Source organism: Streptomyces cyaneochromogenes (assembly GCF_003963535.1).
Classification (GTDB): Bacteria; Actinomycetota; Actinomycetes; order Streptomycetales; family Streptomycetaceae; genus Streptomyces; species Streptomyces shaanxiensis.
The window spans coordinates 6,850,729-6,877,106 of the sequence record NZ_CP034539.1; the positions used below are offsets into that span (position 1 = coordinate 6,850,729).

Annotated in this window: 25 protein-coding genes, 1 tRNA gene and 4 pseudogenes; 12 read left to right on the forward strand and 18 right to left on the reverse strand. The window is 69.6% G+C overall.

The window, feature by feature from the left end:
- The 6 genes from EJ357_RS31350 to EJ357_RS31375 form a co-directional block, all read right to left on the reverse strand.
- A complete protein-coding gene (locus EJ357_RS31350) occupies nt 1–1,476 on the reverse strand; it encodes a penicillin-binding transpeptidase domain-containing protein (RefSeq protein WP_126395050.1) in 1,476 nt (491 codons plus the stop codon).
- Complete coding sequence (locus EJ357_RS31355) at nt 1,473–2,891, reverse strand: FtsW/RodA/SpoVE family cell cycle protein (protein WP_126395051.1); 1,419 nt, start codon at nt 2,889–2,891, stop codon at nt 1,473–1,475. Before EJ357_RS31355 ends, EJ357_RS31350 begins: the two co-directional genes overlap by 4 nt.
- A 43-nt stretch (nt 2,892–2,934) precedes the next feature.
- On the reverse strand, nt 2,935–3,423 hold the full coding sequence (locus EJ357_RS31360; protein ID WP_126395052.1) for an SH3 domain-containing protein: 489 nt from the start codon (nt 3,421–3,423) through the stop codon (nt 2,935–2,937).
- Between the two features lie 205 nt (nt 3,424–3,628).
- Nucleotides 3,629–4,867: a sensor histidine kinase gene (locus EJ357_RS31365; protein ID WP_126395053.1), complete on the reverse strand. Its 1,239-nt coding sequence runs from the start codon at nt 4,865–4,867 to the stop codon at nt 3,629–3,631.
- A complete protein-coding gene (locus EJ357_RS31370) occupies nt 4,864–5,646 on the reverse strand; it encodes a hypothetical protein (RefSeq protein ID WP_126395054.1) in 783 nt (260 codons plus the stop codon). The genes EJ357_RS31365 and EJ357_RS31370 overlap by 4 nt, the downstream gene beginning before the upstream one ends.
- A gap of 92 nt (nt 5,647–5,738) precedes the next feature.
- Entirely contained in the window at nt 5,739–6,245 is a 507-nt protein-coding gene (locus tag EJ357_RS31375; RefSeq protein WP_126395055.1) for a protein-tyrosine phosphatase family protein, read from the reverse strand.
- A 114-nt stretch (nt 6,246–6,359) separates the two neighbouring features.
- On the opposite strand from EJ357_RS31375, the gene EJ357_RS31380 reads away from it, so the two are divergent.
- Complete coding sequence (locus EJ357_RS31380; protein ID WP_126395056.1) at nt 6,360–7,169, forward strand: nuclease-related domain-containing protein; 810 nt, start codon at nt 6,360–6,362, stop codon at nt 7,167–7,169.
- A gap of 145 nt (nt 7,170–7,314) precedes the next feature.
- Here EJ357_RS31380 and ligD read toward each other — a convergent pair whose 3' ends face one another.
- A complete protein-coding gene (ligD, locus tag EJ357_RS31385) occupies nt 7,315–8,196 on the reverse strand; it encodes a non-homologous end-joining DNA ligase (protein WP_126395057.1) in 882 nt (293 codons plus the stop codon).
- Nucleotides 8,197–8,282: 86 nt separating this feature from the next.
- Between ligD and ku the strand changes: the two genes are divergently transcribed.
- A complete protein-coding gene (ku, locus tag EJ357_RS31390) occupies nt 8,283–9,341 on the forward strand; it encodes a non-homologous end joining protein Ku (RefSeq protein ID WP_456114814.1) in 1,059 nt (352 codons plus the stop codon).
- Nucleotides 9,342–9,493: 152 nt separating this feature from the next.
- Here ku and EJ357_RS31395 read toward each other — a convergent pair.
- Nucleotides 9,494–10,759: pseudogene (locus tag EJ357_RS31395) on the reverse strand (beta-ketoacyl-[acyl-carrier-protein] synthase family protein); the annotation flags it as partial.
- A gap of 109 nt (nt 10,760–10,868) precedes the next feature.
- On the reverse strand, nt 10,869–11,621 hold the full coding sequence (locus EJ357_RS31400) for a thioesterase II family protein (RefSeq protein ID WP_126395060.1): 753 nt from the start codon (nt 11,619–11,621) through the stop codon (nt 10,869–10,871).
- 130 nt (nt 11,622–11,751) lie between these two features.
- Here EJ357_RS31400 and EJ357_RS31405 point away from each other — a divergent pair, with 130 nt between their 5' ends.
- Complete coding sequence (locus EJ357_RS31405; protein WP_126395061.1) at nt 11,752–12,570, forward strand: SAM-dependent methyltransferase; 819 nt, start codon at nt 11,752–11,754, stop codon at nt 12,568–12,570.
- A 6-nt stretch (nt 12,571–12,576) separates the two neighbouring features.
- Here the strand turns inward: EJ357_RS31405 and EJ357_RS31410 are convergent, their stop codons facing one another.
- Nucleotides 12,577–13,497, reverse strand: a complete 921-nt coding sequence (locus tag EJ357_RS31410; protein WP_126395062.1) for a helix-turn-helix domain-containing protein — start codon at nt 13,495–13,497, stop codon at nt 12,577–12,579.
- A 142-nt stretch (nt 13,498–13,639) separates the two neighbouring features.
- Complete coding sequence (locus EJ357_RS49585; RefSeq protein WP_228472662.1) at nt 13,640–13,870, reverse strand: DUF397 domain-containing protein; 231 nt, start codon at nt 13,868–13,870, stop codon at nt 13,640–13,642.
- Between the two features lie 199 nt (nt 13,871–14,069).
- Here EJ357_RS49585 and EJ357_RS31420 point away from each other — a divergent pair, with 199 nt between their 5' ends.
- The 3 genes from EJ357_RS31420 (at nt 14,070) to EJ357_RS31430 (ending at nt 15,457) form a co-directional block, all read left to right on the forward strand.
- Nucleotides 14,070–14,666 carry an ATP-binding protein gene (locus EJ357_RS31420; RefSeq protein WP_228472663.1) on the forward strand — a complete coding sequence of 199 codons (597 nt, stop codon included), beginning with the start codon at nt 14,070–14,072 and terminating at the stop codon, nt 14,664–14,666.
- A 190-nt stretch (nt 14,667–14,856) separates the two neighbouring features.
- The gene (locus EJ357_RS31425; protein ID WP_228472664.1) at nt 14,857–15,231 is read left to right on the forward strand and encodes a hypothetical protein; all 375 of its coding nucleotides are present in this window, start codon (nt 14,857–14,859) and stop codon (nt 15,229–15,231) included.
- Nucleotides 15,232–15,259: 28 nt separating this feature from the next.
- On the forward strand, nt 15,260–15,457 hold the full coding sequence (locus EJ357_RS31430; protein WP_126395064.1) for a hypothetical protein: 198 nt from the start codon (nt 15,260–15,262) through the stop codon (nt 15,455–15,457).
- 38 nt (nt 15,458–15,495) lie between these two features.
- Here EJ357_RS31430 and dmpG read toward each other — a convergent pair whose 3' ends face one another.
- The gene (gene dmpG / locus EJ357_RS31435; protein WP_126395065.1) at nt 15,496–16,515 is read right to left on the reverse strand and encodes a 4-hydroxy-2-oxovalerate aldolase; all 1,020 of its coding nucleotides are present in this window, start codon (nt 16,513–16,515) and stop codon (nt 15,496–15,498) included.
- Nucleotides 16,512–16,610: pseudogene (locus EJ357_RS31440) on the reverse strand (acetaldehyde dehydrogenase (acetylating)); the annotation flags it as partial. The gene dmpG and the pseudogene EJ357_RS31440, both read right to left, overlap by 4 nt.
- Before the next feature lie 262 nt (nt 16,611–16,872).
- On the opposite strand from EJ357_RS31440, the gene EJ357_RS31445 reads away from it, so the two are divergent.
- Nucleotides 16,873–17,319: a hypothetical protein gene (locus EJ357_RS31445; RefSeq protein WP_126395066.1), complete on the forward strand. Its 447-nt coding sequence runs from the start codon at nt 16,873–16,875 to the stop codon at nt 17,317–17,319.
- A gap of 639 nt (nt 17,320–17,958) precedes the next feature.
- On the opposite strand, the gene EJ357_RS31450 is transcribed toward EJ357_RS31445, so the two are convergent.
- On the reverse strand, nt 17,959–19,332 hold the full coding sequence (locus tag EJ357_RS31450) for a PIN-like domain-containing protein (protein ID WP_126395067.1): 1,374 nt from the start codon (nt 19,330–19,332) through the stop codon (nt 17,959–17,961).
- A gap of 330 nt (nt 19,333–19,662) precedes the next feature.
- The gene (locus EJ357_RS31455) at nt 19,663–20,118 is read right to left on the reverse strand and encodes a hypothetical protein (protein WP_126395068.1); all 456 of its coding nucleotides are present in this window, start codon (nt 20,116–20,118) and stop codon (nt 19,663–19,665) included.
- 205 nt (nt 20,119–20,323) lie between these two features.
- Between EJ357_RS31455 and EJ357_RS31460 the strand changes: the two genes are divergently transcribed.
- Entirely contained in the window at nt 20,324–20,812 is a 489-nt protein-coding gene (locus EJ357_RS31460) for a GNAT family N-acetyltransferase (protein WP_126395069.1), read from the forward strand.
- A 30-nt stretch (nt 20,813–20,842) separates the two neighbouring features.
- Here the strand turns inward: EJ357_RS31460 and EJ357_RS31465 are convergent.
- Nucleotides 20,843–21,487, reverse strand: a pseudogene (locus tag EJ357_RS31465) (transposase); the annotation flags it as partial.
- Here EJ357_RS31465 and EJ357_RS31470 point away from each other — a divergent pair.
- A pseudogene (locus tag EJ357_RS31470) lies at nt 21,488–21,973 on the forward strand (transposase); the annotation flags it as partial.
- Here EJ357_RS31470 and EJ357_RS31475 read toward each other — a convergent pair.
- The gene (locus tag EJ357_RS31475; RefSeq protein ID WP_126395071.1) at nt 21,970–22,383 is read right to left on the reverse strand and encodes a hypothetical protein; all 414 of its coding nucleotides are present in this window, start codon (nt 22,381–22,383) and stop codon (nt 21,970–21,972) included. The pseudogene EJ357_RS31470 and the gene EJ357_RS31475 overlap by 4 nt on opposite strands.
- Before the next feature lie 464 nt (nt 22,384–22,847).
- Nucleotides 22,848–22,919, reverse strand: a tRNA-Arg gene (locus EJ357_RS31480).
- Between the two features lie 192 nt (nt 22,920–23,111).
- On the opposite strand from EJ357_RS31480, the gene EJ357_RS31485 reads away from it, so the two are divergent.
- The 3 genes from EJ357_RS31485 (at nt 23,112) to lysA (ending at nt 26,341) form a co-directional block, all read left to right on the forward strand.
- Nucleotides 23,112–23,672 (forward strand): response regulator, encoded by a 561-nt coding sequence (locus tag EJ357_RS31485; RefSeq protein ID WP_126400300.1) that lies wholly within the window; start codon nt 23,112–23,114, stop codon nt 23,670–23,672.
- A gap of 180 nt (nt 23,673–23,852) precedes the next feature.
- On the forward strand, nt 23,853–24,929 hold the full coding sequence (gene nrtL / locus EJ357_RS31490) for an ArgS-related anticodon-binding protein NrtL (protein ID WP_126395072.1): 1,077 nt from the start codon (nt 23,853–23,855) through the stop codon (nt 24,927–24,929).
- 20 nt (nt 24,930–24,949) lie between these two features.
- Nucleotides 24,950–26,341 (forward strand): diaminopimelate decarboxylase, encoded by a 1,392-nt coding sequence (gene lysA, locus EJ357_RS31495; RefSeq protein ID WP_126395073.1) that lies wholly within the window; start codon nt 24,950–24,952, stop codon nt 26,339–26,341.
- Nucleotides 26,342–26,378: the final 37 nt, after the last annotated feature.

A 26,378-nucleotide genomic window follows, 5' to 3' on the forward strand; every position in this document is an offset into this window, starting at 1 on the left:
TCAGCGGCCGTGGCTTGAGCGTGACTTCAGCACCGCCTCCATCACCGCCCGCGCGATCGGCGCCGCGTCCCCGCCGCCGCTGATCTCGCCCCGGTCCGCGTCCGCGTCCTCCACCACCACGGCGACCGCGACCTTGGGCTCCAGATCGCGGTCGCCCTGCGCCCAGGAGACGAACCAGGCGTACGGCGTCCCGGAGTTGCCGAGGCCGTGCTGGGCCGTGCCGGTCTTGCCGCCGACCGTCGCGCCCGGGATCCAGGCGTTGCTGCCGGTGCCCTCGCTCACCACGTCCACCATCAGTTCCTTCAGCAGTACGGCGGTCGAGGGGCGCATCGCCTCCCGGGCGGGGCGCGACCCGGCGGTCGACACCGTGGCACCGCTCGCCCGCGTCGTACGCTCCACCAGATACGGCGACCGCACCTTGCCGCCGTTCGCCACCGCCGCCGCGACCATCGCCATCTGCAGCGGGGTGGCCCGTGTGTTGTACTGGCCGATCGACGACAGGGCGAGCTGCGCCCTGTCCACCTTGGAGTCGAAGGTGCTCTCGGAGACCGAGAACGGAATCCTCAGATCCGGTTCGTTGAAGCCGAAGGCCCGTGCCGTCGCCGCCATCCGCTCCACCCCGACCTTGACCCCCAGCTTGGCGAACACCGTGTTGCACGACCACTCGAACGCGTTGCGCAGCGATACGTCCGCGCAGCCCTTGGACGCGTTCGTCAGCCGCGTTCTGGTGCCCGGCAGGCGGTACGGATCCGGGGAGTCCGTCCGTTTGTCCAGATCCTCGACCACTCCCGCGTCCAGGGCCGCCGCCGCGGTCACCACCTTGAAGGTCGAACCCGGCGGATAGGTCTTGCGCACCGCCCGGTTGAGCATCGGTCGGTCCGGGTCGCGGTTCAGCGACTTCCAGGACCGGGGCACCGCCGAGCCGTTCCCGGACAGCACGGACGGGTCGTAGGACGGGGCGGACACGAGGGCCAGGATCCGCCCGGTGGCCGGCTCCACGGCGGCGACCGCGCCTTTTCGGCCGGCCAGCCCCTCGAACGCCGCCTCCTGCGCACCCGGGTGCAGGGTGGTGACGACGTCGCCGCCGGGGTTGCGGTCGCGGACGGTGTCCTTCCACAACGGGAACGGCGACAGCAGCGGGTCGGTGCCCGACAGGACACCGTCCTCGGAGTGCTCCAGGAACGTCGTGCCGTACACCTGCGAGGCGAAGCCGGTGACGGGGGCGTACATCGGGCCGTTCGTGTACGTCCGCTCGTAGCGCAGGTGTTCGCCGGTGTCCTGGGATCCGGTGACCGGTGCGCCGCCGACCAGGATGTCGCCGCGCGGCTGCCCGTAGCGGGAGATGGTGGTGCGGCGGTTGGCGATGTTGTCGTCGTAGGACGGCGCCTCGAAGACCTGGATGCGGGCGGCGTTCACGAGCAGCGCGGCCAGCAGCAGGGCGCAGAAGAAGGCCGCGTGCCGGATGTGCCGGGTCATCGGGCCGCCTCCGCACGCACGCCGTGTCCTGTCTCCACCGTGGCCTCCTCGCCCTTGGGCACGCCGAGCCGGCTGCGCGCCTTGTCGCTCAGCCGGATCAGCAGCGCCACGATCGCCCAGTTGGTGACCACCGACGAGCCGCCCTGGGCCAGGAACGGCATCGCCATGCCGGTCAGCGGGATCAGACCGGTCACCCCGCCCGCGATCACGAACACCTGAAGCGCCACGATCGAGGCCAGCCCCACCGCGAGCAGCCGGCCGAAGGGGTCGCGCAGGGCGAGGCCCGCCCGATAGCCGCGCTCCACCAGCAGGCCGTAGAGCAGGAAGATCGCGGACAGGCCCGCCAGTCCCAGCTCCTCCCCGGCCGTCGCCAGGATGAAGTCCGACTTGGCCGCGAAGCCGATCAGGATCGAGTGGCCGAGGCCCAGTCCCGTGCCGAGCAGACCGCCCGCGGCGAAGGCGAACAGCGACTGGGACAGCTGGTTGGGGCCCTCGCCCGCCTCGATCGAGGCGAACGGGTGCTGCCAGTCCTCGACCCTGCTGTGCACATGCGGCTCCAACTGCCCGACGGCCACCGCGCCGAGTGCCGCGAGCAGCAGGCCCACCGCGATCCAGCCGGTGCGCCCGGTCGCGACGTAGAGCAGGACCACGAACAGGCCGAAGAACAACAGCGAGGTGCCCAGATCCCGTTCGAGGACCAGCACACCCACGCTCAGCAGCCAGATGGCGACGATCGGACCCAGGACGCGCCCGGTGGGCAGCTGCAGTCGCTCGACCCCCAGGACCCGGCGGCCGGTGTACGCCAGCGCACTGCGGTTGGCGGCCAGATACGCCGCGAAGAACACCGCGAGCAGCACCTTCGCGAACTCGCCGGGCTGGATGGAGAATCCGGCGATCCGGATCCAGATGCGGGCGCCGTTCACGGACGGGAAGAAGATCGGCAGGGTGAGCAGTACGAGAGCGGCGACGACACACACGTAGGCGTAGCGCTGCAGCACGCGGTGGTCGCGCAGCATGAGGACGACCACGATGAACAGCGCCACCCCCAGCGTGGACCACACGAGTTGGGTGGGCGCCGCCAGGTCGTCCGGCGTCTCCAGGTCGAGCCGGTAGATCAGGACCAGGCCGAGGCCGTTCAGCAGCACACCGATCGGCAGCAGCAGCGGGTCGGCGCAGGGGGCGCGCAGCCGCACCGCCAGATGCGCGACCAACGCCAGCACGCCGAGCCCGGCGCCGTAGCCGGCGGCGCCGGGTGGGACGGTGCCCTCCCGGGCGAGGCCGACCGCGCAGTAGCCGTACACGGAGAGCAGGACGGCCACGACGATGAGGGCCAGTTCGATGCCACGGCGCCGGGGGAGAGGCATGGCGGGAGCGGGCGCGTCCGCTGCCACCAGGGTGGTTCCGGCCTTCGTCATGTCCGGAACCTACCCAAATAGTCCGTCTTGTGTGCTTAGTGACTCAGCACCAGCGCGGCGTGGCCCCGAGGTCGTCGATGAACCGGGCCGATCCCCAGGCCCAGGTGCCGTCCGAGAGCAGATACCAGAGGGGATTGCCGTCGACCCGCTGGCCCGGCGTCCTGCAGAAGATCCTGACGACGTCCCCTCGGCGGACGACCCCGATCACCCGGCTGCCCCGGTTGGGCGCACTGCGCAGCAGCAGACGGTCCGCGGTGACGCGCCCCTCGGTGAACCGGCGGCCATCGCCACCGCCTTCGTCGCCCCAGTCGCCCCCGCCCCCGTCTCCTCCGCCCTGGTCCCCGCCCCAGTCCCCTCCACCGTCTCCTCCGCCATCGCCTCCACCCTGGTCCCCGCCGCCGTCCCCGTCCCCCTGGGACTGACCCGGTTCGTCCAACTCCCACTCATCACTGGCGACAGCGGGCGTGGTGAAGGCCGCGGCGGCGAGAGCGCCGGCGACGACGGAGATGGCGAGGCGCGAGCGCAGGGCCATGGGGACCTCCATAAGAGGGTGACGAACCTGACTGAACGCCACATTAGGAGTGCGAGAAGAGGGTCGCGCGCCACGCTGCGCCATAGGAGCGCACGCCCGGAAATGAGCGCAGCGCCCCGCAGGGGCGCACGCTCAGGGGCGCGGGGAACTGCGCGACAAGCCCCCACGGCCCGCGGCCGACGACCAACCGGTGGTCCCGCCCCGGCTAGCGCAGCGTCAGCGTGGCCACGGCCCCACCATCAGCCGCATTGGAGAACGCGAGCCGCGCCCCCAACACCTCCGCCTGCCCCAACGCGATGGTCAGCCCCAGCCCGTGCCCCTTGGACCCGCCCTCCGTACGAAACCGCTGCGGCCCATGCGCGACGAGATACCCCGGATACCCCTCACCGTGGTCCCGGACGGTCACCACGGGCCCGTCCACCGTCAGTACCACCGGCCCCCGCCCGTGCTTGTGCGCGTTCGCCACCAGGTTCCCCAGCACCCGCTCCAGCCGCCGTCGATCGGTCTCCACCACGGCGTCCCGCACGACAACGACCTCCGTGTCACCTCCGGAGGAACCCCGCACCACCCGCTCGGCCAGCGCGGCGAGCGGCTCGGTGTCCAGCTCCACCCGCTCCCGCCCGGTGTCCAGCCGCGAGATCTCCAGCAGATCCTCGGTGAGCGTCCGCAGCGCGGCCACCCGGTCCCGCACCAACTCCGTCGGCCGCCCCGGCGGCAGCAGCTCGGCCGCCGCGTGCAGCCCCGTCAGCGGCGTCCGCAGCTCATGCGCCACGTCCGCCGTGAACCGCTGCTCGGACAGCAGCTTGCTCTGCAGCGACGACGCCATGGAGTCCAGCGCCGCGGCCACCGCGGCCACCTCGTCCGGCGGCCTGGTCGGATCCTTCGTACGGGGATCGTCGACCCGCGCGTCCAGGTCGCCGCCGCTGATCCGCCGGGCCACCTGGGCCGTGGCGTGCAGCCGGCGCGTCACCCGCGTCACCGCGAACGCGCCCACCAGCAGCGTCGCCCCGATCGCCAGCCCCGACGACCACAGGATCGCCCGGTCCAGCCCGTCGATGGTGCGGGCCTGCTGCGAGTAGTCGATCTCGACCCCGAGCACCCGCTCGCTGTCGACCGGCCCGGCCGCCCACATCGTGGGCCGCCCCCGGTGCTCGGCGACCATCGTGCCGCGCTCCCCGGCCACCGCCAGCGCCCGCAGCTCCTCGGGCAGCCCCGGCGGATCGAGGGAGACGCCGTGCCCGGCGGTGTCCCCGGCCTCGAACGCCGCCGTGGCGTCCGCCAGCCGGGACAGTGCGCGGTCGCGGGCCTGGCCGACGGTCTGGTTCGTCACCGAGACGTGCACGAGGACGCCGAGCAGCGCGGCGAGCGCACAGCACATCACCGTGATGAAGACGGCCGCCTTCACGGCGAGCGTGCCCGCCCACTGGGGCAGCGCGAGCCTCATGGGGTGCTCGCCGAGGGGGCGGCGGCGGAACGCGAGGCCGACACGGAGGACGAGGGGGAGGGCGACGGGGAGCGGTGCGACGACGAGGGCGGCGTCTGCTTGTGCCGGCCGGTGCGCAGCATCTCGTCGTTGGTGAGCAGCATCGCCTTCTGGTCGGCGGCCCAGGTCCACTGCAGCCGGTACTCGTACCCGGCGACCTCGGACGGCGAACGGATGATCACCGACCGTCCGGCCAGCTCGACCCCGCTGATGGCGTCGTCCCACCCCATCACCTTCACGAGGCGGTGCTTCTCGACGGTGTAGACGCGCACCGCGGTGGTCCGGCCGGGCATCAGCCGGAAGCCCAGGGTCAGCTCGGGGTGTCCGTCGCCGGTGAGGTCCCGGTAGTACGGCTGGAGCACCGGGCACCTGCCGCGCCCGGCGCCCTTGTCGCACTCGGCCATCAGGCGGCCGGTCCGGGCGTACGTCGCGTCGTCGCCGGCGTAGTCCCCCGGGCTCTGGGCGATCTCCTTGCGGATGACCGCCACCGGGTCCACGTCGAGGATGTCGTCCCCGGGGACGGTGACGCCCTTCACGACCTCCCGGTTCACCTCGCCGATCTCATAGGCCGGCCTGGACGCCGGCGTCAGCTCCGGCCACAGTTTGTCCGGGCTCACCGCGGTCTCGGTGGGGCCGGCGCCCTGGAGGCCCCCGGCGTCACCGCAGGCCGTGGCGGCAGCCAGCAGCAGTGCGACAAGGGCACTGAGCGCGGCGACGCGCGTGGGGCGGCTGCGGGGCACGGTTCTCCTGGGGCTGGGACGGTTGTCGGCCCGTACACCCTATTCGTACGGAAGTCCTTTTTGCGCACCCGGTGGGCGGACGGGCGAAACGGTTACTCGGCGAGTTCCTCCAGGAGGCGGGCGGTCGGCAGACCGGCCCGGAGGTACTCGACGAACAGCTCGTTGTGCAGCGCCCACGGAGAGCGGCGGGAGCGTATCAGCCGGATCGCCCGCTCGACGGCGTGGTTCCGGCGCATCAGGGCGTGGGCCACGACCAGCCCCGAGCGGTTGTACCCGTGATAACAGCGCACGAGGACCCTGCGGCCCTCGTCCAGCGCCTCGCACGCCGCCTCGGCCAGCCGTATCACCCCCGCGAGCTGGGTGCCGTCCAGCGGCCCGTCGGGAATCGGCCACACATGGTGCTCGACACCGGGATCGGGCCCGTGCCCGGGCAGCCGTAGGAGAGTCTGTACGAGATCGAACTCGTCCTGGACGACGGCGAACTCCAGTTGTCCCGAACGCCCCCGGAACTCGTGCCCGCCCATCCACAGGCCGGGCACGATCTCGCTCCACGGACTGTCCGGAGCCGGAACGTCGGGTTGCTTCCTGCGGGTACGCAACGGCGCCTCCCCAACCACCCCTCCCGGGGGGTCTGCCCAACTCCTCTCAAAGGTAACCGGCTTCTTGCCCGCGCAGCACCCCGCCTGTTCCCATGGTCAGTGGGGTGATGGTGCATGAGCGGACTGCGCGTCATACCGACCTGGCGACAGGGCCAGGAACGGCTGTACGTCTGCCTCCGGGACGGGCGGAACATCGCCTGGTACGACCGTGAGGCGGCCCGGATCAACCTGCTCAGCGAGGACCGCAGAGAGGATGTGCTGGAGGTGCTCGGCCCGTTCGTCACCGGCCCGGTGACGGTGGGCCCGCCGCCGGTGCCCACCCCGGCCGAGCTGGCCCGGCTGACCCTTCACCCGGACGACGACCTGGCGCCGAACCGTCCCGGCGAGGCGCTCCTGGTGGACCTCGACCGGGATCCCGGCCCCACGCACCGGCTGCGGCGTCCCGACCCGCGCCGGCGCGCGCTGACGGCGGAGCAGGCGGTCGGCGAGGCCCTCGACCGGCTCGACGGCGCCGGCTGGCACGCGCTGCACTCCATCGCGCTGCCCGGCGGTGACCGCATCCACCACCTGGTGATCGGGCCCGGCGGACTCTTCGCGCTGCACGCCCTGTACGCCCGTAAGCAGAAGGTGACGATCGCCGACCCGATGGTCTCCCTCGGCCGCAGCGAGCCGCAGCCCTTGCTGCGCCGCGTCCGCGCCTACGCCGACCGGGCCTCCTACGCCCTGACCGCCGAGGTCCACCCGGTCCTCGTCCTGGTCGCGCCGTCCGACGTGGTGATACCGGGGCCGCTGCGTGAGGTACGGGTTCTCCGGGAGAACGAGGTGGAGGGGTTGGCCCGGCTGGGCGGGGTGCTGAAGCCGGCGGATGTGGAGGCGTTGCATGCGATGGCCCGGGACCGGAGGGTGTGGGCTGCCGCCGGCTGAACGCTGCTGGTCGGTCGAGGTGACCGTCCCCTGGGGGCCGGCGGCCCCCCAGGCCCCCGCTTCGGCCCTGAAGGGGCCTCGTCCTCGAACTCCCCCAGAGGGGGCACCCCCAACGGGCTGACCTGCCTGGACCGGCGTCGCGCAGTCAGGGCAGTGTGCCCGCCCTGTCCCCGTCCAGCAGCGGCGCCAGCAGGTCGCCGTAGTCCTGCAGCCGTGGGGCCAGGTCAGGGGCCAGGAAGGTCAGGGCCGCGGGGGAGCGGCAGTCCTGTACCTCCTCCCAGGTCACCGGGGCGGATACCGTCGGCTCGGGGCGGGCCCGCAGGGTGTACGGCGTGGCTGTCGTCTTGCGGGCGGCGTTCTGGCTCCAGTCGACGAAGACCTTTCCGGGGCGCAGGCTCTTCGTCATCCGGTGGATCACGAGCCGGGGCAGGGCCTTCTCGGCCTCCACGGCGAGTTCCTTGGCGTAGTCGGTGGCCTGCTGGGAAGGGGCCGGCCGGATGGCAGCGGTGAGATGCAGGCCCTTCGAGCCGGAGGTCTTGGCGTACGCCTCGATGCCGTCGGCGGCCAGCCGCTCGCGCAGCCAGAGGGCGGCCTCGCAGCACTCGACCACGGTCGCGGGTGAGCCCGGGTCGAGGTCGAAGACCAGGCGGTCGGCCTCGCCCGGCGCGTCGATCACCCACTGGGGCGTATGGAACTCGGTGACGAGGTTGGCGGCCCACATCAGGCTCGCGAGGTCCTGCACGAACACCATGCGCGCCGGCCCCTCGACACGGGGCACCTCCTCGGTGGTGACCCACTCGGGGGTGCCCGGCGGGACGTTCTTGGTGAAGAACACCTGGCCGTCCGGGCCGTCGGGATAGCGGAGGAAGGACACCGGCCGGTCCCGCAGATGCGGCAGCAGGACGTCGGCGGTGGTGGCGTAGTAGTGCAGCACCTCGCCCTTGGTGAAGCCGGTCGCCGGATACAGCACCTTCTCCAGGTTGCTGAGCGCGAGCCGTCGCCCCTCCACCTCTGTGATCGGCGTCATACGATGAGAATTCCAGAAATAATGGTTGATGTCCGTGCGAACTGCGCGAAGGTGAACTGCGCGAAACGATCGAAAGGGTGCTGCACGTGCGATCGATATGGAACGGCGCCATCTCGTTCGGCCTGGTCAGCATCCCGATCAAGGTGGTGAACGCGACCGAGAGCCACTCGATCTCCTTCCGCCAGATCCACCTGGAGGACGGCGGCCGCATCCGCTACCGCAAGGTCTGCGAGCTGGACGACCGTGAGGTCGGCCAGGCGGAGATCGGCAAGGGGTACGAGGACGCGGACGGCACGATCATCCCGATCACGGACGAGGACCTGGCCCACCTCCCGCTCCCGACCGCGAAGACGATCGAGATCGTGGCCTTCGTGCCGGCCGACCGGATCGACCCGCTGCACATGGACAGCGCGTACTACCTCGCGGTGGGCGGGGCGCCGGCGGCGAAGCCGTACACGCTGCTGCGGGAGGCGCTGAAGCGCAGCCAGAAGGTGGCGATCGCGAAGTTCGCGCTGCGGGGTCGTGAGCGGCTCGGCATGCTGCGGGTGGTCGGCGACGCCATCGCCATGCACGGGCTGCTGTGGCCGGACGAGGTGCGGGAGCCCGAGGGGGTCGCGCCGGACACGAAGGTCACGGTGAACGACAAGGAACTGGACCTCGCGGACGCCCTGATGGACACCCTCGGCGAGATCGACCTCACCGAACTGCACGACGAGTACCGCGAGGCCGTGGAGGAGGTCGTCGCCGCGAAGGCCGCCGGCGAGGCCCCGCCGCAGGCTCCCGAACCGGCGTCGGGCGGCAAGGTCCTCGACCTGATGGCGGCCCTGGAGAACAGCGTGCGGGCGGCCAAGGAGTCGCGCGGCGAGGAGCCGGCCAAGGCGGAGGCCCAGGTCAAACGCCTGCCCCAGCGCAAGTCGGCCAGAGCCGCCCCGAAGCAGGCGGCGGGCAAGAAGTCGACGGCGACGAAGAAGACGGCGGCGAAGAAGACGGCGTCCTCGGCCAGGAAGTCGACCTCGAAGACGACCCAGGGAGCGAAGAAGACGACGGCGAAGAGCACGGCCAAGAGCACGACCAAGAGCACCGCCAAGAGCACCGCGAAGAAGACCCCGGCCAAGAAGACGACGTCCCGCAAGCGCACGGCGTGACCGCGCGCCTGGTCAAACCCGGCGCCCCAAGCAGGGCGGGCGGAGTCCACTGCGGTTCGGCAACGCCCTGAAGGGGCGCGGGGAACTGCGCGACCAGCCACGACGCCGCCGCTGGCGATCGACGGCATATCGCGGCACTTCGAGCGGAGCGCTCAGCGCTGTTGCCCTCGCACCCGCCGCAACGCCAGCACCGCGTTGTGCCCCCCGAACCCGAACGAGTTGCTGAGCACCAGGTCGCCGTCCGAGGGCAGTGCCCGGGGCGCCCCCGTCACCACATCCAGGCCGATCGCGTCGTCGACCTCCCCGCACCCCACGGTCGGTGGCACCACCCCGTGATGCAGGCTCAGCGCGGCGGCGACCGCCTCGACCCCGCCCGCGGCGCCCTGCAGATGCCCCAGGTGGCCCTTGAGCGCGGTGACCGGGACGGACCGTCGGCCGAGCACCGCCCGCAGCGCGCCCGCCTCAGCGAGGTCGCCCTCGATCGTGGCCGTGGCGTGCGCGTTCACGTGGACGACGTCCTCGACCTGGCTCCCGGCGTCCCGCAGGGCCCGCCGCAGGGCGAGGGCGACGCCGGTGCCGGACGGGTCGGGGGCCGCCATGTGATGGGCGTCGGCGGACAGGCCCCACCCCGCGGCCTCGCAGTAGATCCGCGCCCCACGGGCCCGGGCGTGCTCCTCGGCCTCCAGTACGAGGATCCCGGCACCCTCGCCGTTGACGAACCCGCCCCGGTCCTTGGCGAAGGGCCGGGAGGGCGAACCGTCGGCGAGGTCCCCGTCGGCCAGCGCCCGCATCGCCGCGAAGGACGCCATGATCGCCGGGGTGACGACCGCTTCGGCGCCGCCCGCCAGTGCGATGTCGACGCGCCCGTACCGTATGCGGTCGATCGCCTGCCCTATCGCCTCGGTCCCCGACGCGCACGCGCTCGTCACGGTCCGGGCCTCTCCGGTGATGTGCAGATCGAGGGAGACCTGGGAGGCGGCCTGGGAGGGCACGGTCATGGGGGTGGTGAGCGGCGAGACCGCGCGCGGCCCCTTCTCCCGTAACCTCCGGTCCCCGCCCACCAGCACGGACGCGTCCCCGAGGATGGCCCCCAGGCTCACCCCCACCCGCGCCGGATCGACCCCGCTCTCCCGCGTACCGCCCTCGGCGAACCCGGCATCGGCCCACGCCTCCCGAGCCGCCGATACCCCCAGCTGCGCCGCCCGGTTCATCCGCCGCGCCACCGGCCGGGGCAGCAACTGGGCGGGATCCACGGGTACGACCCCCGCGACCCGCACCGGCAGCCCGGCGAACTCCTCGCCCGCCAACTCCCGTATCCCGTGCCGCCCGTCGAGCAGCCCCTGCCACAACTCCCGGACACCGACCCCGAGGGGTGTGATCGCCCCCAGTCCGGTGACGACTACCTTGCGGGGCGCGGACGCGGCGGACTCGCTCATCTCGGCATGTCCCCTCTGATGTCGTTGAAAGGGAAACATGCCCAGTCTTCATGTCACTTGCACGTCCGTTCGATGCGCCGGGCCTCACGCGTCACACGAGCCGTGACGTCAGGAACCCGAGCAACTCCTCCTTGCGCGCGTTGAGATAGAAGTGGTTCCCCGGGAACGCCCGGACGTCCAGGCCCTGCGTCGTGACATCCGACCAGGACGAGAGCGTCTCGACCGGGCACACGGGGTCGCGGTCGCCCCCGCAGGCCGTGACGGGAATTCCCAGCCGGTGCAGCTGGGCCGGGCGGTACGCCGCGAGGATCCTGAAGTCCGCGCGCAGCGCCGGCATGATCACGGGCCGCAGCTCGGGGTGGTCGTAGAGGGCCGCGCCCTCGGGGTCCAGCCAGCGGACGTAGTCCAGGATCTCGGAGTCGGCCGGGGCCGGGCGGGGTGCCAGCTCCTGCGGGAGGCGGGGCCTGGGCCGGCCCGACACGATCAGGCGGGTGAGGGTGCGGCCGGGCACGTCCTCCAGCCGGCGGGCCACCTCGTAGGCCACCGACGAACCCATGCTGTGGCCGAAGAACGCCAACGGCAGGCCGTCGGCCGGCTCGTGGAGCAGCGCCGTCGTGATCGCGTCCGCCAGCTCCTCCATCGTGGTCGGACACGGGTCGCCCAGGCGGTCCTGGCGGCCCGGGTACTGCACGGAGACGACCTCGATCTCCGGTGGCGTCAGCATCGCCCAGTCATGGAAGGAGCCCGCCGCTCCGCCCGCGTGCGGGAAGCACAGCAGCCGGACCTTCGCGCCGGGCTCACTCACACCTCTGAACCAGCGGGTTCGTATGTCCTGGGTCGTCATGTCCCTCATTGTGATCGGTCCGTGGAACGGTCCACTGATCGAGCGATGGACTGGCCCCACCAACTGCCGTTTCCCTAGGATGTGTTGTCGGTGAGGTGATCTCCTCGGCCGGCCTGCCCCTGGGGGAACGATGGAGCCTGGAAAGCAGCTGTCCACGTCGATCGATGCCACGGTTCCGACCGCCGCGCGCATGTACGACTACTACCTCGGCGGCAAGGACAACTACGCCTCCGACCGAGCCGCCTGCGAGCAGCTGGACAAGGTCGTCCCCAGCACCCGCGCCCTCGCCCTGAACAACCGGCGCTTCCTCCAGCGGGTGGTCAGGACCCTGGCCGAGGACTACGGCATCCGGCAGTTCCTGGACCACGGCTCCGGTCTGCCCACCCAGAACAACGTCCACCAGGTCGCGCAGTCCGTCGACCCGTCCTCGCGCGTGGTGTACGTCGACAACGACCCGATGGTCCTGGTCCACGGCCGTGCCCTGCTCGAGCAGAACGACAACACCGCCGTCATCCACGCCGACATGCGCGAGACCGACGCCATCTTCGCCCACGCGGACACCGAGCGCCTGATCGACCTCTCGCAGCCGGTGGCGGTGCTGTTCAACTCGGTGTTCCACTGCATCCCCGACAGCGACACCGACGGTCCGCTCGCGGTGGTCCGCCGGGTCCGCGAACGGCTCGCGCCCGGCAGCTACATGGTGATGTGCCAGCTGGTCAGCGAGGACCCCGAGGTCCGCAAGTTCGTCACCGACTTCATGGACCAGGCCACGCAGGGACACTGGGGCCGGGTGCGCGAGGAGAAGGACGTCGCGGAGTTCTTCGAGGGGCTGGAGATCCTCGAACCCGGCCTGGTGGAGGTCTCCACCTGGCGCCCGGACACCGAGGTGGCGCCGCGCCAGCTCACCCAGGAGTGGATCGAGTTCGGCGGCGTGGGCCGGCTTCCGTAGGAAGGCTCAGGTCGCCGGGGAGTAACGGGCCTTCGTCTCGCGCAGCCGCTCCAGCGACTCGCGCGGGTTGAGGGCCTCGTCGCCCAGCCGGTCCAGGACGATCCGGTACTCCTCCGTCTCGTCCTGGTCCTCCAGGAACGCGGCGCTCTTGATGTGCTCCAGATAGACGATGTCGGGCAGATCGACGCCGCCGAAGCGCAGATACGTGACGGGAATGGCGGGCGCGGAGGCGTTGGTCACGTCCAGCGGAACGATCTGCACGGTCACATGGGGGAGCCGGGCCATCTCCTCCAGGTACTCGAGCTGCTCACGCATCACCTCGCGGCTGCCCAGCACCCGCAGCAGCACCGACTCGTCGACGATCGCCCACAGCCGGGGAGCCTCGGCGCGCTGCAGCAGCTCCCGCCGGCGCATCCGGAGCTCCACGCGCCGCTGCACCTCACGGGCCGGCGCCGAGGGCAGCCCGCGCTCCACCACGGCCCGGGTGTAGGCCTCGGTCTGCAGCAGGCCGGGAACGTACTGGAGTTCAAAGGTACGGATGGCCGTCGCGGCCTCCTGCAGCCCGACCAGCCGGTCGAACCACTCCGGCATCAGCCGTTTGTCATAGCGCTGCCACCACCCCGGCTCACCGGCGCGTCGCAGCAACTGCAGCAGCACCGAGGCCTCGTAGTCCTCGGACCCGTACAGCTTCAGGAGCGTGCGGACGTCGCCCTCCGTGGGCGGGCGGCGGCCCTTTCCCGCCTCGATGCGCGACAGCTTCGCGGGGCTGAACCCGGCGGCACGCGCCGCCTGGTCCTGGGAGAGACCGACGTCCTCGCGAATACCGGCCAGCTGAACGCCGACCAGCATCTTCAGCAGGGTCGGCGCGGGCTCGGTGCGGGCCAGATACGGTTCGAGGCGGGAGATGCGAGGTGACTCGACGGACATCCTGACTCCCCGTAGACCGGCATACGACAGACCGCATTATCGCATCACGCCGCCTCGTGTCGCCGGGACCGCAGGAAGTGGGGGAGTCAACGTCCGCTTCCCTGCGGGCCTTTGGCCCCGTGCCGGGGTCCGGGAGGACGGGTCAGACCAGGTGGTCGAACTCTCCCTCCTTCGCGCCCGCCAGGAAGGCGGAGATCTCGGCGGGCGTGTAGACGAGGGCGGGCCCGTCGGGATGGCGGGAGTTGCGCATCGCGATGCTGCCGTCGCTCAGGGAGGCCACCTCGACGCAGTTGCCCTCGGCATTGCTGTGCCGGCTCTTGATCCAGCGGACGTCCAACGTGCTTGCCCGTACGCCGTTCGGTGCTGTTGGCACTGCACTCTCCTTGCTCACGTTCCGCCACGCGTACGCCCCCGCGGCCTCGGCGGGCCGGGACCGCACCACGTGCTCTGCGTCGGCACCGCTCGCGCAATTTCCCGTGAAATTGCACGGAGGCGCCATCGGCGTGGATAATAGCCCTTGGCGTCAACTGCTGCTCAGTCGCCTCGTCCTGACCCTGTATCAGGGAGACGTTGTGTCCTTACCTGCGTACGAAGGGCTTCGACTGCCCGGTAGCGCCGCGTCACGCGAGGGGCTGACCGTCTCGCCGGAAGCGCGCCCCGACGCCCCGGACCGGCACCGTCTCAGCAGGCCCGAGGCCCCGCACACCCCCTCCCGCTCGGTCGCCCTGCGCCTCACCGGCGCCGAACAGGACTGCGGCAGGGCCCGCGACTTCGTCCGTCGCACCCTCGGCGAATGGGATCTGGACCACTGCGGCGCCGACGCCCTCATGGTGGTCACCGAACTCGCCGCCAACGCCGTACTGCACGGCGTATCGCACTCGGTGGCTCGCGCCTCGGCCCGTTCCGCGGCCCGTTCCCCGGCTTCCCCGGTCTGCGGCGAGGCGGAGATCTGGCTGCGGCTCAGCCTGCGCCGCCCCGCCCATCTGGTCTGCGCCGTCACCGACCCCTGCGACAGCCCGCCCGTGTACCCGCACGCGAGCGACCCCCTCGACGAGCACGGCCGGGGGCTGCGCATCATCGACGCCCTGTCCGAACACTGGGGCTGGACCCGGCGGCAGCCCATGGGCAAGACGGTCTGGGCGATGCTCCCGACCGGTCGGCAGGCCTGATCCGGCAGACCCCGCGTCCGCACATGTGCCGGTGCGCGCGAACATTTCGGCAAGTGCCCCAATAGGCCGCCATATTTGGGATGTCCCCGACGGCGGTGTAACGCGGTCGCGTTCACGCGGCGCAGAACCAGCCAGAAGCGGGTCACAGTCAATGGCCGAATTCGGCTCCTTGGGGTGACCCATCGGCCCAGTGACGCATCAGATCGGATTTCTCGTGAACACCGACCCGGTTTCCGGATACCAGACGTACGACCAGCCCTCGGACCATGACCGCGCCCGGCGCAACCAGGCCGCCGCACGCAGAGCGGCCCTGACCATCTGCACGATCGCCGACGTCGCGGCCGGTGTGCTCGGCCTGTGGATCGTGCTGTTCCTGCTCGACGCCAATCAGGGCAACGCCTTCGTGGAACTCGTCCGTGGCACGGCCGACTGGCTTGCGGGATGGGCACGGGACATTTTCACGATGGACACAGAGGGGTTGCGAATTCTCCTCAATTACGGGCTTCCGGCCGTGTTGTATTTGTTGGTCGGGCATGGAATCGCTGCCCGACTGAACAGGGTCTGACGGAACAACCAGTGGAAGGATCGGCATTGTGACGCGTAGTCCCGCCGAAAACGATCACCTGCCGATCTATGAGGATCTGGTGCGCGAACGCGGCGACGTCGTGGCGGAGGCCCAGATAGCCGCCGCTCACACCCAGAACCAGGCGACGGCACTGCTGGGCGACGCGGAACCGAACCCCCGCTGGGACGCGCCGACCGGGCACCAGGTTCCCTCCGCCTTCGGGTAGGCGGCCGACCCGGACGGGCGGCCGCCTACCGTGTTCCATCAGGCCACGCTCTGCGCGCGGCCGGCCAGGTCCAGCGCGATGTCGGTGATCATGTCCTCCTGACCGCCGACCATGCCCCGCCGGCCGACCTCGACCAGGATGCCGCGGGTGTCCAGGCCGTAGCGTGCGGCCGCCGTCTCGGCGTGCCGCAGGAAGCTGGAGTACACGCCCGCGTAGCCGAGGCTGAGGGTCTCGCGGTCCACCCGCACCTCGCGGTCCTGCAGCGGTCGTACGAGATCGTCGGCCGCGTCCATCAAGGGGAACAGGTCGCAGGCGTGCTCCCAGCCCATCAGGTCGGCGACCGCGACGAACGCCTCCAGGGGGCAGTTGCCGGCGCCCGCGCCCTGCCCGGCGAGCGAGGCGTCGACCCGTACCGCGCCGCTCTCGACGGCCACCACGGTGTTGGCGACGCCCAGGGCGAGGTTGTGGTGGGCGTGGATGCCGAGCTCGGTGGCCGGGTCGAGGACGTCGCGGTAGGCGCGGAAGCGGTCGCGGACGCCGTCCATGGTGAGGCGGCCGCCGGAGTCGGTGACGTAGACGCAGTGGGCGCCGTAGGACTCCATCAGCTTGGCCTGACGGGCGAGTTCGGCCGGTTCGGTCATGTGGGACATCATCAGGAACCCGGCGACGTCCATGCCCAGGTCGCGGGCGGCGGCGATGTGCTGGGCGGAGATGTCGGCCTCGGTGCAGTGGGTGGCCACCCGGACGCTCCGGATGCCGAGGGCGTGGGCCTGCCTCAGGTCGTGCAAGGTGCCGATGCCGGGCAGCAGCAGGGTGGTGGGCACCGCGTGCTGCGTGGCGTCGACCACCGCCTCGATCCACTCCCAGTCGGTGTGGGCGCCGACGCCGTAGTTGATGCTGGAGCCGGCCAGACCGTCGCCGTGCGCGATCTCGATGGCGGCCACGCCGGCGGTGTCCAGGGCAGCGGCGATGGCGCGGGCCTGGTCGACGGTGTAGCGGTGCCGGACGGCGTGCATGCCGTCCCGCAGGGTGACGTCCTGGACGTAGAGCCTGGTCACTTGGCTGCCTCCTTGCGACGGTGGGCGGCCATGCGTTCCGCGGTGCGCAGCGCGGCCGAGGTCATGATGTCGAGGTTTCCGGCGTAGGCCGGGAGGTCAGCGAGACGTTCCCTGTGACTTCCTCGGCGTGGCGCAGGACCGCCAGGCGATGATGGGCTTGGCGGTCCTGCTGCTGTTGCAGCGAAGGGGGCATGGCAGATCTCCGTAGTGGTCGGAGACCGCGAGTGTCAACAACGTCCGGCAGTTTTATACCTAGCGCCTACCGCTGACACCACACCCGAGGAACGGGGCCCATCGCGCATCCCGCGCGGTGGGCCCCGCCCCATGCACCACCAGCACCTGATGGAGAAAACCCACGTGGAGAAGATCGAATTCGCGGACATCGTCCAGGTCTATCTCCGGACGCTGCCGCAGGCCGCCGATGTCCTGCAGGAGATTCCGGAGCCGCAGCGATCGAGCTTCGAGGCCTGGCCGGACGGCGAGGTGTCGGATCTGTTCGACTTCCTCCCCATGGCGTTCATGCGTCCGTTCCTGATGCCGCTCCTGCGCGAGGAGCCGGCCGACCGTGCAACGCTGACGGCGTGTGTCGAGTTCGTCGAGGGGCTCGCCCGGAACCCGGACTCCTACATCCAGAACGCCCTGCACTTCGAGGTCTACGAGCAGTTCCTGGAGGGCCGCGAAGTCCTGCTCCGGGCACTGCGGTACCTCGGGCCCGTCGCGGGCGACGCCCTGCGCACCATGCTCGAGAAGAACTACCCGGCAACGCTCGCGAGCCTGACCGAGGGACAGGAGGACTGCCGCTGAGGGGACCGTCATGCCGCAGACCGGTGGGACGGTGGAGCGTGTTCTCGGCCTGCCTGGCAGAGGAACCACGAACGATCACTCGCCCCACGCACCAGGCCGCTCCACATGTCCGAAGCCCCCACGCCCGGGCCCGCGAGATGGAGCCTTCCTGCCCGACTGGAGCCCGTACGGCCCCCTCGCCCACCGCGTGGGCGCCTCCTCCGGTTCCCCGGCCCCGGAGCAGTCCTGGCGCGTGGTGCTCGTACGGGCCGCGCCCGGCATCGGTTCGCGGCCTGAGCACGTCTCCTCCGACGCCGGGAACCACGTCGGCATGACGCAGCGCCTTGGAAAGGCTCCGCGAATGACGATGGCTCCCGGCTGCGAGATCCCGCGGCAGCTGCGAACGTGGACTGGCTGATGGGGTGTCCGGGCACTGTGCCGGCCCATCTGTATGTGCGCATGAGACGCGCTGGGCGCCCGTGGGAAGGAGACTGCTTCGTCCCGAAGCAACTTGGGTGGGATTTCTACCTCGGGCTGGTGTGTCTCTCACCTGTGCTGATGATCTCCAGGCGTTCGCGCTCGCCCGCCGCTGTTCGCCGGCGTTGTCACGCAGTCAGACACTCACCTGGTGCGGCTCCCGGTGCGCGGGATCAGCGGACGTCAGCTCAGTTGGGATTCCACCTCGCCACCCAAAGGGCCCCAATTTTCATCGACTGTTGATTGAATGTTACTTTCCAGTTGTCTGCGGAACTGATCGATCTCGAAATCAACCTGTTGCAGTTGCTCGTGAACAATTCTTGCGTGAATGCGAGCTCCCTCTAGGGTTTTCGTGACGTCAGCCAGCTCGGCCTCAGCCAGGTTCGCCGCGGCAGGCTTCGTGGCCAGGTAGCTACGCAGACTCTTCTGCTTCGCCTTGTAAAATCGGATTTGATGTCCTGCTTCCGCCACCAATTGCCGCGCCTGCTCGCGCCTTACGATTAGCTCTTTTGCGCTCTCAAACGCCTCGGAAGATTCATCGCCGTCTTCTCGCATTTTTTCCAGTAGTTCATCAAGGGTTCTTGCGCGCGCCACCGAAACACGCATTCCTTGAGTTCTAGGTGTCGACGCTGGACTGCTGGGTACATTAAGGGCGACCGCTTCTAGAGTCTCTTTACTGACGTCAGCCCCTAGGTGCTCTTGAGCGAGCGCAAGGAACTCGCTCGGGCGCAATAGATAGAATTGAACCCCTGCTCTATCTTTCATTTCCGCCACAAGCTCTGGCCTAGGCCCCAATCGGTACTCTCTATCCCTCCTGACCCAGTCCTCCTTATTGTCGCGTGTAACGAAGAGGATCGCCCTGGATCCACGCTCGCCTTCTTTGATGATTTGCTCCCAAAGGACTAGGTCGCCGATAGCTCTCGACTTGTCTTTATGGGCATCGCAGTAACCTGGCGGGATCTTCTTGTCGAACCTGATGTCCGCCTGCTTGGTTACGCTGTCCATCTCATCAACGGACAACGGGGGGCCGACTTTCCCGGTGAGTATTTCATCTACAGCGCGTAGGATATGGTCGTCGCGCAGCGCGCTCGCGATGCTGATGTCCGAAGAGTCGCGCAATGCCCTAACATCTCTGACGATGTGGGAAATAGAATCAGCGAGGCTACTTGCCGCCTCAGAGAATTTATCCTGCGGTGCACCGCATGCCTCTCTGAGGCGCTCTAGCGATCCGAAAGCCTGCTTTTTGATGGCGTCGAACTCTTCCAAGAAGACTTTGAACAGCGCGGCTTGATCGCGAATCGCGTTGAATCTGCGCTCGTGGAACTCTTGGCCGACTCGATGAGGGATCCACAGCCTCTCACCTGCCGCCCGAAAAGCGTTGATCTGCTCGGCCCGAACCTCCGGAATTACACGATATAGGTCGAGCAGTACGTTCGCATCTAAGACGATGGTGGCTTCCTTTAGGGCTTTTTCCAGCTCAGTGGCTGTGGGGCTATAGTGCCCCGGAAACCAGTATCGAAGGTCTCCTGTCGTCGACGACACCTCGCCCTGACTCACCGCTACCCCCCCATGTTGATTGGCAGGTACTCTATCGAATCTTCTGGGCTATTTCCTGCGGTTTAAGGAGATTGATCGACAAGGTTGTCGTGGTGGCTTTGGGCTGGAGTTTCAATGACCGGGCCAAGCCCGTGGGGTGCCCGCTGCCATGCGGGCGGCAGCTCGCCCCGGAGATCGTTTGCGCCTCAGCCGACCAACGTCAGCCACGACGGCGGGCACACCGACCGATCAGGCGCGCGTGTGCCTCGCTGCACCCCCACTGACTTCAACCACGGTGTCGGCTTTGTGTCGTCGACCCAGCGCAGGATTCCCGGCAGCGCAGCGAAAAGCTCAGAGCCGGAGTTCCGCGAGCACTGGGTTGGCGGCGAGTTTTGGGTGTTCGTTGCTGAGCTGCGTCAGCACGGCCTCTCGAAAGATCAGCCAGGCGTTCCTGAGATCAACGCGTTCGCAGACCGCCTCTGCCATGGCGTACGTGCACGAAACCCGCACCTCCTCGCCTTTGGGGTGGAAGCTGATCAGCTCGGCGTTCTCCGTGAAGCCGATCGTCGTCTGCTCGCCCCGCTCCAGGTGTTCGAGTGCCCCCTTCATCGACCACAGGAAGTCGAACACGGGCGTCCAGGACCACGGCGGGCTCAGTTCGGCCTCGCCGATCGTGAACGTAAGGTCCGACAGGAAGTAGTACCAGCGCAGGTCAGCACGGCTGACGACGGCGAGGTCCACTCCTTTGCGGTTCTCCCGGCCTTGGTCCACGTAGGGGCCGGTCTGGCCGTATTCGATCTTGATCATTTGTCCCCTGTTAGCGGTAGCGCGATGCGAATTCCCATCATCCGCGACGGGTGCGGCGGAGGTTCAGTGACGGAGTCAAGTCGCCTGCGCGGTGGGCGGAATCGGGGCGAAGGCCCTGTTGTCGCGTAGCAGGGCCCAGAGGACGCTAGTGCTGTGACCGCATAGGTTCGTCGGATCGCTGAACTGCGAGCAGTAGTCTCATCGGATGATTGACCGCGGATTTTTCGACCGGACCGGACGGCGCGTCACCTTACGGGAGGTGGGCGACGAGAACTGGCGCGCGGTCGCTGACATCGTGCCTCTCGACGAGCAGCGAAGTCATGTCCCCGCCATGGCAGCCCGCTACCTCTTGTTGTCGATGCGTGAGGACAACTGGAACTCGCTGGCGGTCTACGCCGACGACGCGGTCGTCGGACACGTCATGTGGGGTCTGGACGAGGACGGCTCGCACTGGATCGGGGGAATGCTGATCGATGGCGCCGAGCAGGGCAAGGGCCTCGGCCGCGCCCTTCTGCTGACCATGACGGGCTGGTTGGTGGCGCAGGAGGGCTGCTGGGCGATCCGGCTGGCATATCAGCCGGACAACGCCGTTGCCGGACGGCTCTACACATCGCTGGGTTTCGTGCCGACGGGAGCAGTTGATGGTGATGAGGTCATCGCCGAGTTGGCACCAAGCCGGATCGGTAATCGCTGAGAAGTGACGGGGGCGGATCACCGGGCCCGGTCATGCTGCGGCTGAGCGGGGGTGTCCGCCCCAGCGGATGCCTTTCTCGCTGCGGATACGAGCACGCTCGCGGCGTTGGGCGGCCAGGACGTCGGGGTGGCGGGCGTTGGCGTTGCGCCAGCGCGGGTAGGCGTGCAGGGCACGGGTCTGGACGGTGTGGTTCGGATGGTGGGAGTTGGCCAGGGTGAACTGCCGCAGCGGTCCGAAGTGGGCCTCGATCGGGTTGGCCCAGGAGGCGTTGGTCGGGGTGAAGCACTGCTCCAGCTTGTTTTTCTTCGCCCAGGCGCGGATCTTGGTGCCCTTGTGCGCGGAGAGGTTGTCCATGATCACGTAGATCGGGGCGCCGTCCGGACGCGCGGCGCGGGTCGACTTCAGCGCGGTCAGGGAGTTCACGGCTCCCTTGCGTCGGCGGTTGACGCCTCACAGGGTGTCGTCGCCGACCGAGTAGCAGCCGTGGAAGTAGGTCACCCCGTGGGTGCGGTGGTAGGTCGCCGGCACCCGGTCGGGGCGGCCCCGTTCGGCCCAGCAGGACCCACCGGTGGGGCGGATGCCCAGCGGGCCGAACTCGTCGAACGCGAAAACGCGGTCGGGGAAGCGCTCCAGGACGTGTTCGATGCGGTCCAGTTTGGTGTCGCGCTCGGGGTCGGCCGGGGCTCCGGATGGGTGTCGATGGCGGGTATGACCTGCTACAAGCCGGGCGAGCGGTCCCGGCTGATCTACGCCATCCGCGAGTACCGAGGGCGCAAGGGCGATCCGAAGGGCTTCGGCTGGCGGGACCTCCGCGACCTCTTGGTGCGTGCCCGCATCCAGCTCGGCGGGCCGATCGTGCTGGTCTGGGACAACGTCCGCCCCCACCTGACCGCCGGGATGCGGGAGTTCATCGCCGCGAATGCCGCCTGGCTCACCGTGTTCCAGCTCCCCACCTACGCGCCGGACCTGAACCGGCAGGAGGGCATCTGGTCGTTGGTCAAACGCGACCTCGGCAACCTCGCCGCAACTGACCTGGGCCAGATCACCAGGGCCGTGAAGCGCAGGCTCAAGCAGATCCACTATCGCCCGGATTTCGTCGACAGCTGCCTTGCAGGCACCGGCCTCATCACGGACGACGGACTGGCGCTGCAGATTCGTTAGTCGACGTAGTACCGGTCGTAGACGGCGGAGCGCTCCTCCACTGAGAAGCCGTCGAATTCACCGTCTGCCTCGAGCTCGCGCAGTCGATCCAGTGCCGCCGTCGCAGAAGGTGCACGGTTGGCCGAGAGGTGGGCCTTCGTCGCGTCGAGCCCGTGCCCCAGCAGGAATTCGATGTCGATCGAGCACGCTGCGTCGAAGCTGGCTTGCTTCGCACTCCAGATCAGGAGCACGTCGTCGAGGTCGCCGCTGTTGAACAGCTGGAAGCAGCAGAGCCTCATCAGCTCAGTGTCGCCGTCGCCCTGGGCGCGTCGCTCACGCGCCGTGTGCTCTCTGAGGAGTGCACGGATCTCGTCGAGTTCCGCGCCGACGGGGCGAAGCCCGTAGCGGCGCCAGCTTTCGTTGACATCCATCGCTGGGCTCCTTGAACGTCCGGTCCGGCCCGTGCCTATCGGCCCCACCCATCGCCGTTCGGTCGGACGACGGCCCCTCTGCCGGTCACAGTATGCACACCGAGGGCCAGCCGATGTGGGTCGGCGGTCACCGGCGCCGGTGACCGCCGACCCACGCCACCCGACATCACCCGTTCAAGTTGAGTAGTCCAAAGCCTCCAGTGATCAGGGCCGCCATACCCTCGTTCATCGCATCGTCCTCATCGCGGTTGGTGCGGCCTGGTGCCACGCCTTACGGCTGACGGGTGTGTCGGAGGTGTGTCGCGCGTATCGCAGATAGTGCGCGAACAGTGAGAGACAACGAGAGAGAGCGGGAGTCAGTGAGAGACAACGAGAGAGAGCGGGAGTCAGTGAGACTGACTCCCGCTCTCTCATGTCGGCATTCGCACTGGTCAGAGCTTGATTCTTGCTGTCTGACTGGCGAGTGCCCCCGGCAGGATTCGAACCTGCGCACACGGCTCCGGAGGCCGTTGCTCTATCCCCTGAGCTACGGGGGCGTGTCGGGCGCCTTGCTCGGCGGCGACGGGTAGAACCCTACCAGCTTCAGGGGGGTGTTCATGAACGGGTTTCCGGGCGTGGCACCCGCGTCACCTGGGGTGGCTTGCCCGCAGGGGGTGGAAGTGGGGAAAACCCGGACGCGGTGGCCGGTCCGGACCTACTCTCGAGTTGTGCCAGGCGCGTCGGGCCGGGTGCTTGTTGTGGACGACAACAAGGTCATCCGGCAGCTGATCAGGGTCAATCTCGAGCTGGAGGGGCTTGAGGTCGTGACCGCGGCCGATGGTGCCGAGTGTCTGGAAGTCGTTCATCAGGTGCGGCCCGACGTGGTCACTCTGGATGTGGTCATGCCCCGACTGGACGGGCTGCGTACCGCCGCTCGGCTGCGCTCCGACCCCCGTACCCGCGATCTTCCTCTCGCCATCATCAGCGCCTGTACGCAGTACGAGATCGAGAGCGGCCTCGATGTCGGCGTCGACGCCTTCCTCGCCAAGCCTTTCGAACCCGCCGAACTCGTCGTCCTCGTACGGCAGTTGATCGAGCGGGGCCGGGTCGCCGAGCGGATCCGTGGCGCCGAGCGCAGCGGGGAGCTGGGCGGCCGAGGGGATGGGCGAGGCGATACCCGAGTCGAGGTCCGGGGCGATACCCGGGTCGAGGTGCGTGGCGATGCCCGGCTAGAGGTCCGGGGCGCTGACGGCGCCGTCTTCGGGAGCGTCTGTGGAGCCGAGGAGGCGGCCGGGCGCACCGGCGGCTGACACCTCCGGCGATGCGCCGCGATGGCGCACACAGGTCGCCCCGACCCGCGGGTCGACCACTCCCTGCACGGCATCCCGTTGACCGGTCGCCCCCCGGCACCGGCCCCCAGTCGTCCACATCCCGGACCCTCGTCAAACCCATTCGCATACCCACCCCCCTCCTCCCATACGCTTGTCCCCGTGACCCCCGTCGAGCTCTCCCGTACCGTCCTGTGGGCGGTGCGTCGTGCCGTCGACGAGGGAGAACTGCATGTCCCGGTGCCGGAGCGGGCCGTCGTCACCGCTCCCGGGCCCGGTGGCCGTGGCGACTACGCCACCAACGTCGCCCTCCAGCTCGCCCGCCCGGCCGGGCAGCCGCCGCGGGACGTCGCCGAGATCCTCCAGGCGCACCTGCGTACCGCCGACGGCGTCGCCGACGTCGTCGTCACCGGACCCGGGTTCCTCAACATCAGCCTGCGCGACGCCGCCTCCACCGCTGTCGTCGAGGAGATCCTCGGGCGGGGCCGGCGCTACGGGCACGCCGTCGGGGCCAGCGGGGGCATCCGGCAGTTGCAGGCCGCCCACGAAGTGCGCGCCGTCGTCCTCGCCGACGCCCTCGGCCGCATCCTGCGCTCGCAGGGCGCCGCTGTCCGCGTCGGTTGTGAGACCCGCCCCGCGCCGGAGTGGGAAGTCGTTCTGGGCGTGCGCCTCGACACCCACGGCAAGCTCGTGTTCCCTGAGCCCCTGGTCGTCGAGGTACGGCCCGTCCCGGCCGCCGCCGACCCCCTGCGCCTCGGCCGTGACGCCGCCCGCTGGGCCCTCCTGCACCCCGCCGCCCACGACCGGCCCCGTATCACCGACGAGCACCTCGTCCAACGCGAGAGCAACCCTCTCTTCCGTGTCCGTTACGCCCACGCCCGCACCCGGGCGCTCAGCCGCAACGCCGCCGACCTGGGATTCGACGCCGGTCCCGGGGACGTAGGACACGACGTACGACACGACGTACGGCACGATGGACGACACCACCTCACCGTCCTGCTCGCCGACCATCCCCGAGTCCTGGCCCAAGCCGCGGCGCACTACGCCCCGGACCGACTCGCCCGGCACCTCGTCACCGTCGCCGATGCCGTGCTGCCCCTCCTGCCCGACGTCCTCCCGCGCGGTGCGGAGAAACCCTCGGCCGCCCACCGTGCCCGGCTCGCCCTTGCCGAAGCCGCCGGGACGGTGCTGGCCGGTGGCCTGTCCCTGCTCGGTATCGACGCACCCGATCACCTCTGAGAGAGCCGAAGAGAAGAACGATGAGCCGTTCCGCACACCCCGCCGGGCCCCGTCACGCCGACGTCCTCCCCGAGGGCCACTACTCCGCCCCGCCGGCCGACCTCAACGACCTCGACCCCAAGGTGTGGGCCCAGACCGTCGCCCGTGACGCCGAAGGCGTGGTCACCGTCGGCGGTATCGACGTCAAGACGCTCGCCGAACAGCACGGCACCCCGTCCTACGTTCTCGACGAGGCCGACTTCCGGGCCCGGGCCCGGGCCTGGCGCGCCGCCTTCGGGACCGACGCCGACGTCTTCTACGCCGGCAAGGCGTTCCTCTCCCGTGCCGTCGTGCGCTGGCTGCACGAGGAGGGGCTGAACCTCGACGTCTGCTCCGGCGGTGAGCTCGCCACCGCCCTGTCCGCCGGGATGCCGGCCGACCGCATCGCCTTCCACGGCAACAACAAGTCCGTCGACGAGATCACCCGGGCCGTCGACGCCGGCGTCGGACGGATCGTCCTCGACTCCTTCCAGGAGATCGTCCGCGTCGCCCACATCGCACAGTCACTGGGCAAGCGGCAGAGGGTTCAGATCCGGGTCACCGTGGGCGTGGAAGCGCACACGCACGAGTTCATCGCCACCGCCCACGAGGACCAGAAGTTCGGCATTCCGCTCGCTGGCGGGCAGGCCGCGGAGGCCGTGCGGCGGGCCCTGCAGCTCGACGGGCTCGAGCTCATCGGGATCCACTCGCACATCGGGTCGCAGATCTTCGACATGTCCGGCTTCGAGGTCGCCGCGCACCGGGTCGTCGGGCTGCTCAAGGACATCAGGGACGAGCACGGGGTCGAACTGCCCGAGATCGACCTCGGTGGTGGCCTCGGCATCGCCTACACCAGCGACGACGACCCCCGCGAACCCCACGAGATCGCCAAGGCGCTCACCGAGATCGTCACCCGTGAGTGTGAGGCCGCCAAGCTGCGGACGCCGCGGATCTCGGTCGAGCCGGGGCGTGCCATCGTCGGGCCGACGGCCTTCACGCTCTACGAGGTCGGCACCATCAAGCCCCTCGACGGGCTGCGGACGTATGTCTCCGTCGACGGCGGCATGTCCGACAACATCCGTACGGCGTTGTACGACGCGGAGTACAGCGTCGCCCTCGTCTCCCGGACCAGCGACGCCGCGCCGATGCTCGCACGCGTCGTCGGCAAGCACTGCGAGAGTGGGGACATCGTCGTGAAGGACGCGTTCCTGCCCGCCGACCTGGCACCGGGTGACCTCATCGCCGTACCGGCCACGGGTGCCTACTGCCGGTCCATGGCCAGCAACTACAACCATGTGCTCCGGCCGCCCGTCGTCGCCGTGAACGACGGCGAGTCCCGGGTGATCGTCCGTCGGGAGACGGAGGAGGACCTCCTGCGTCTCGACGTCGGGTGACCCACCCGGTCGACCGGGCAGAACCGGAAAACCCCGG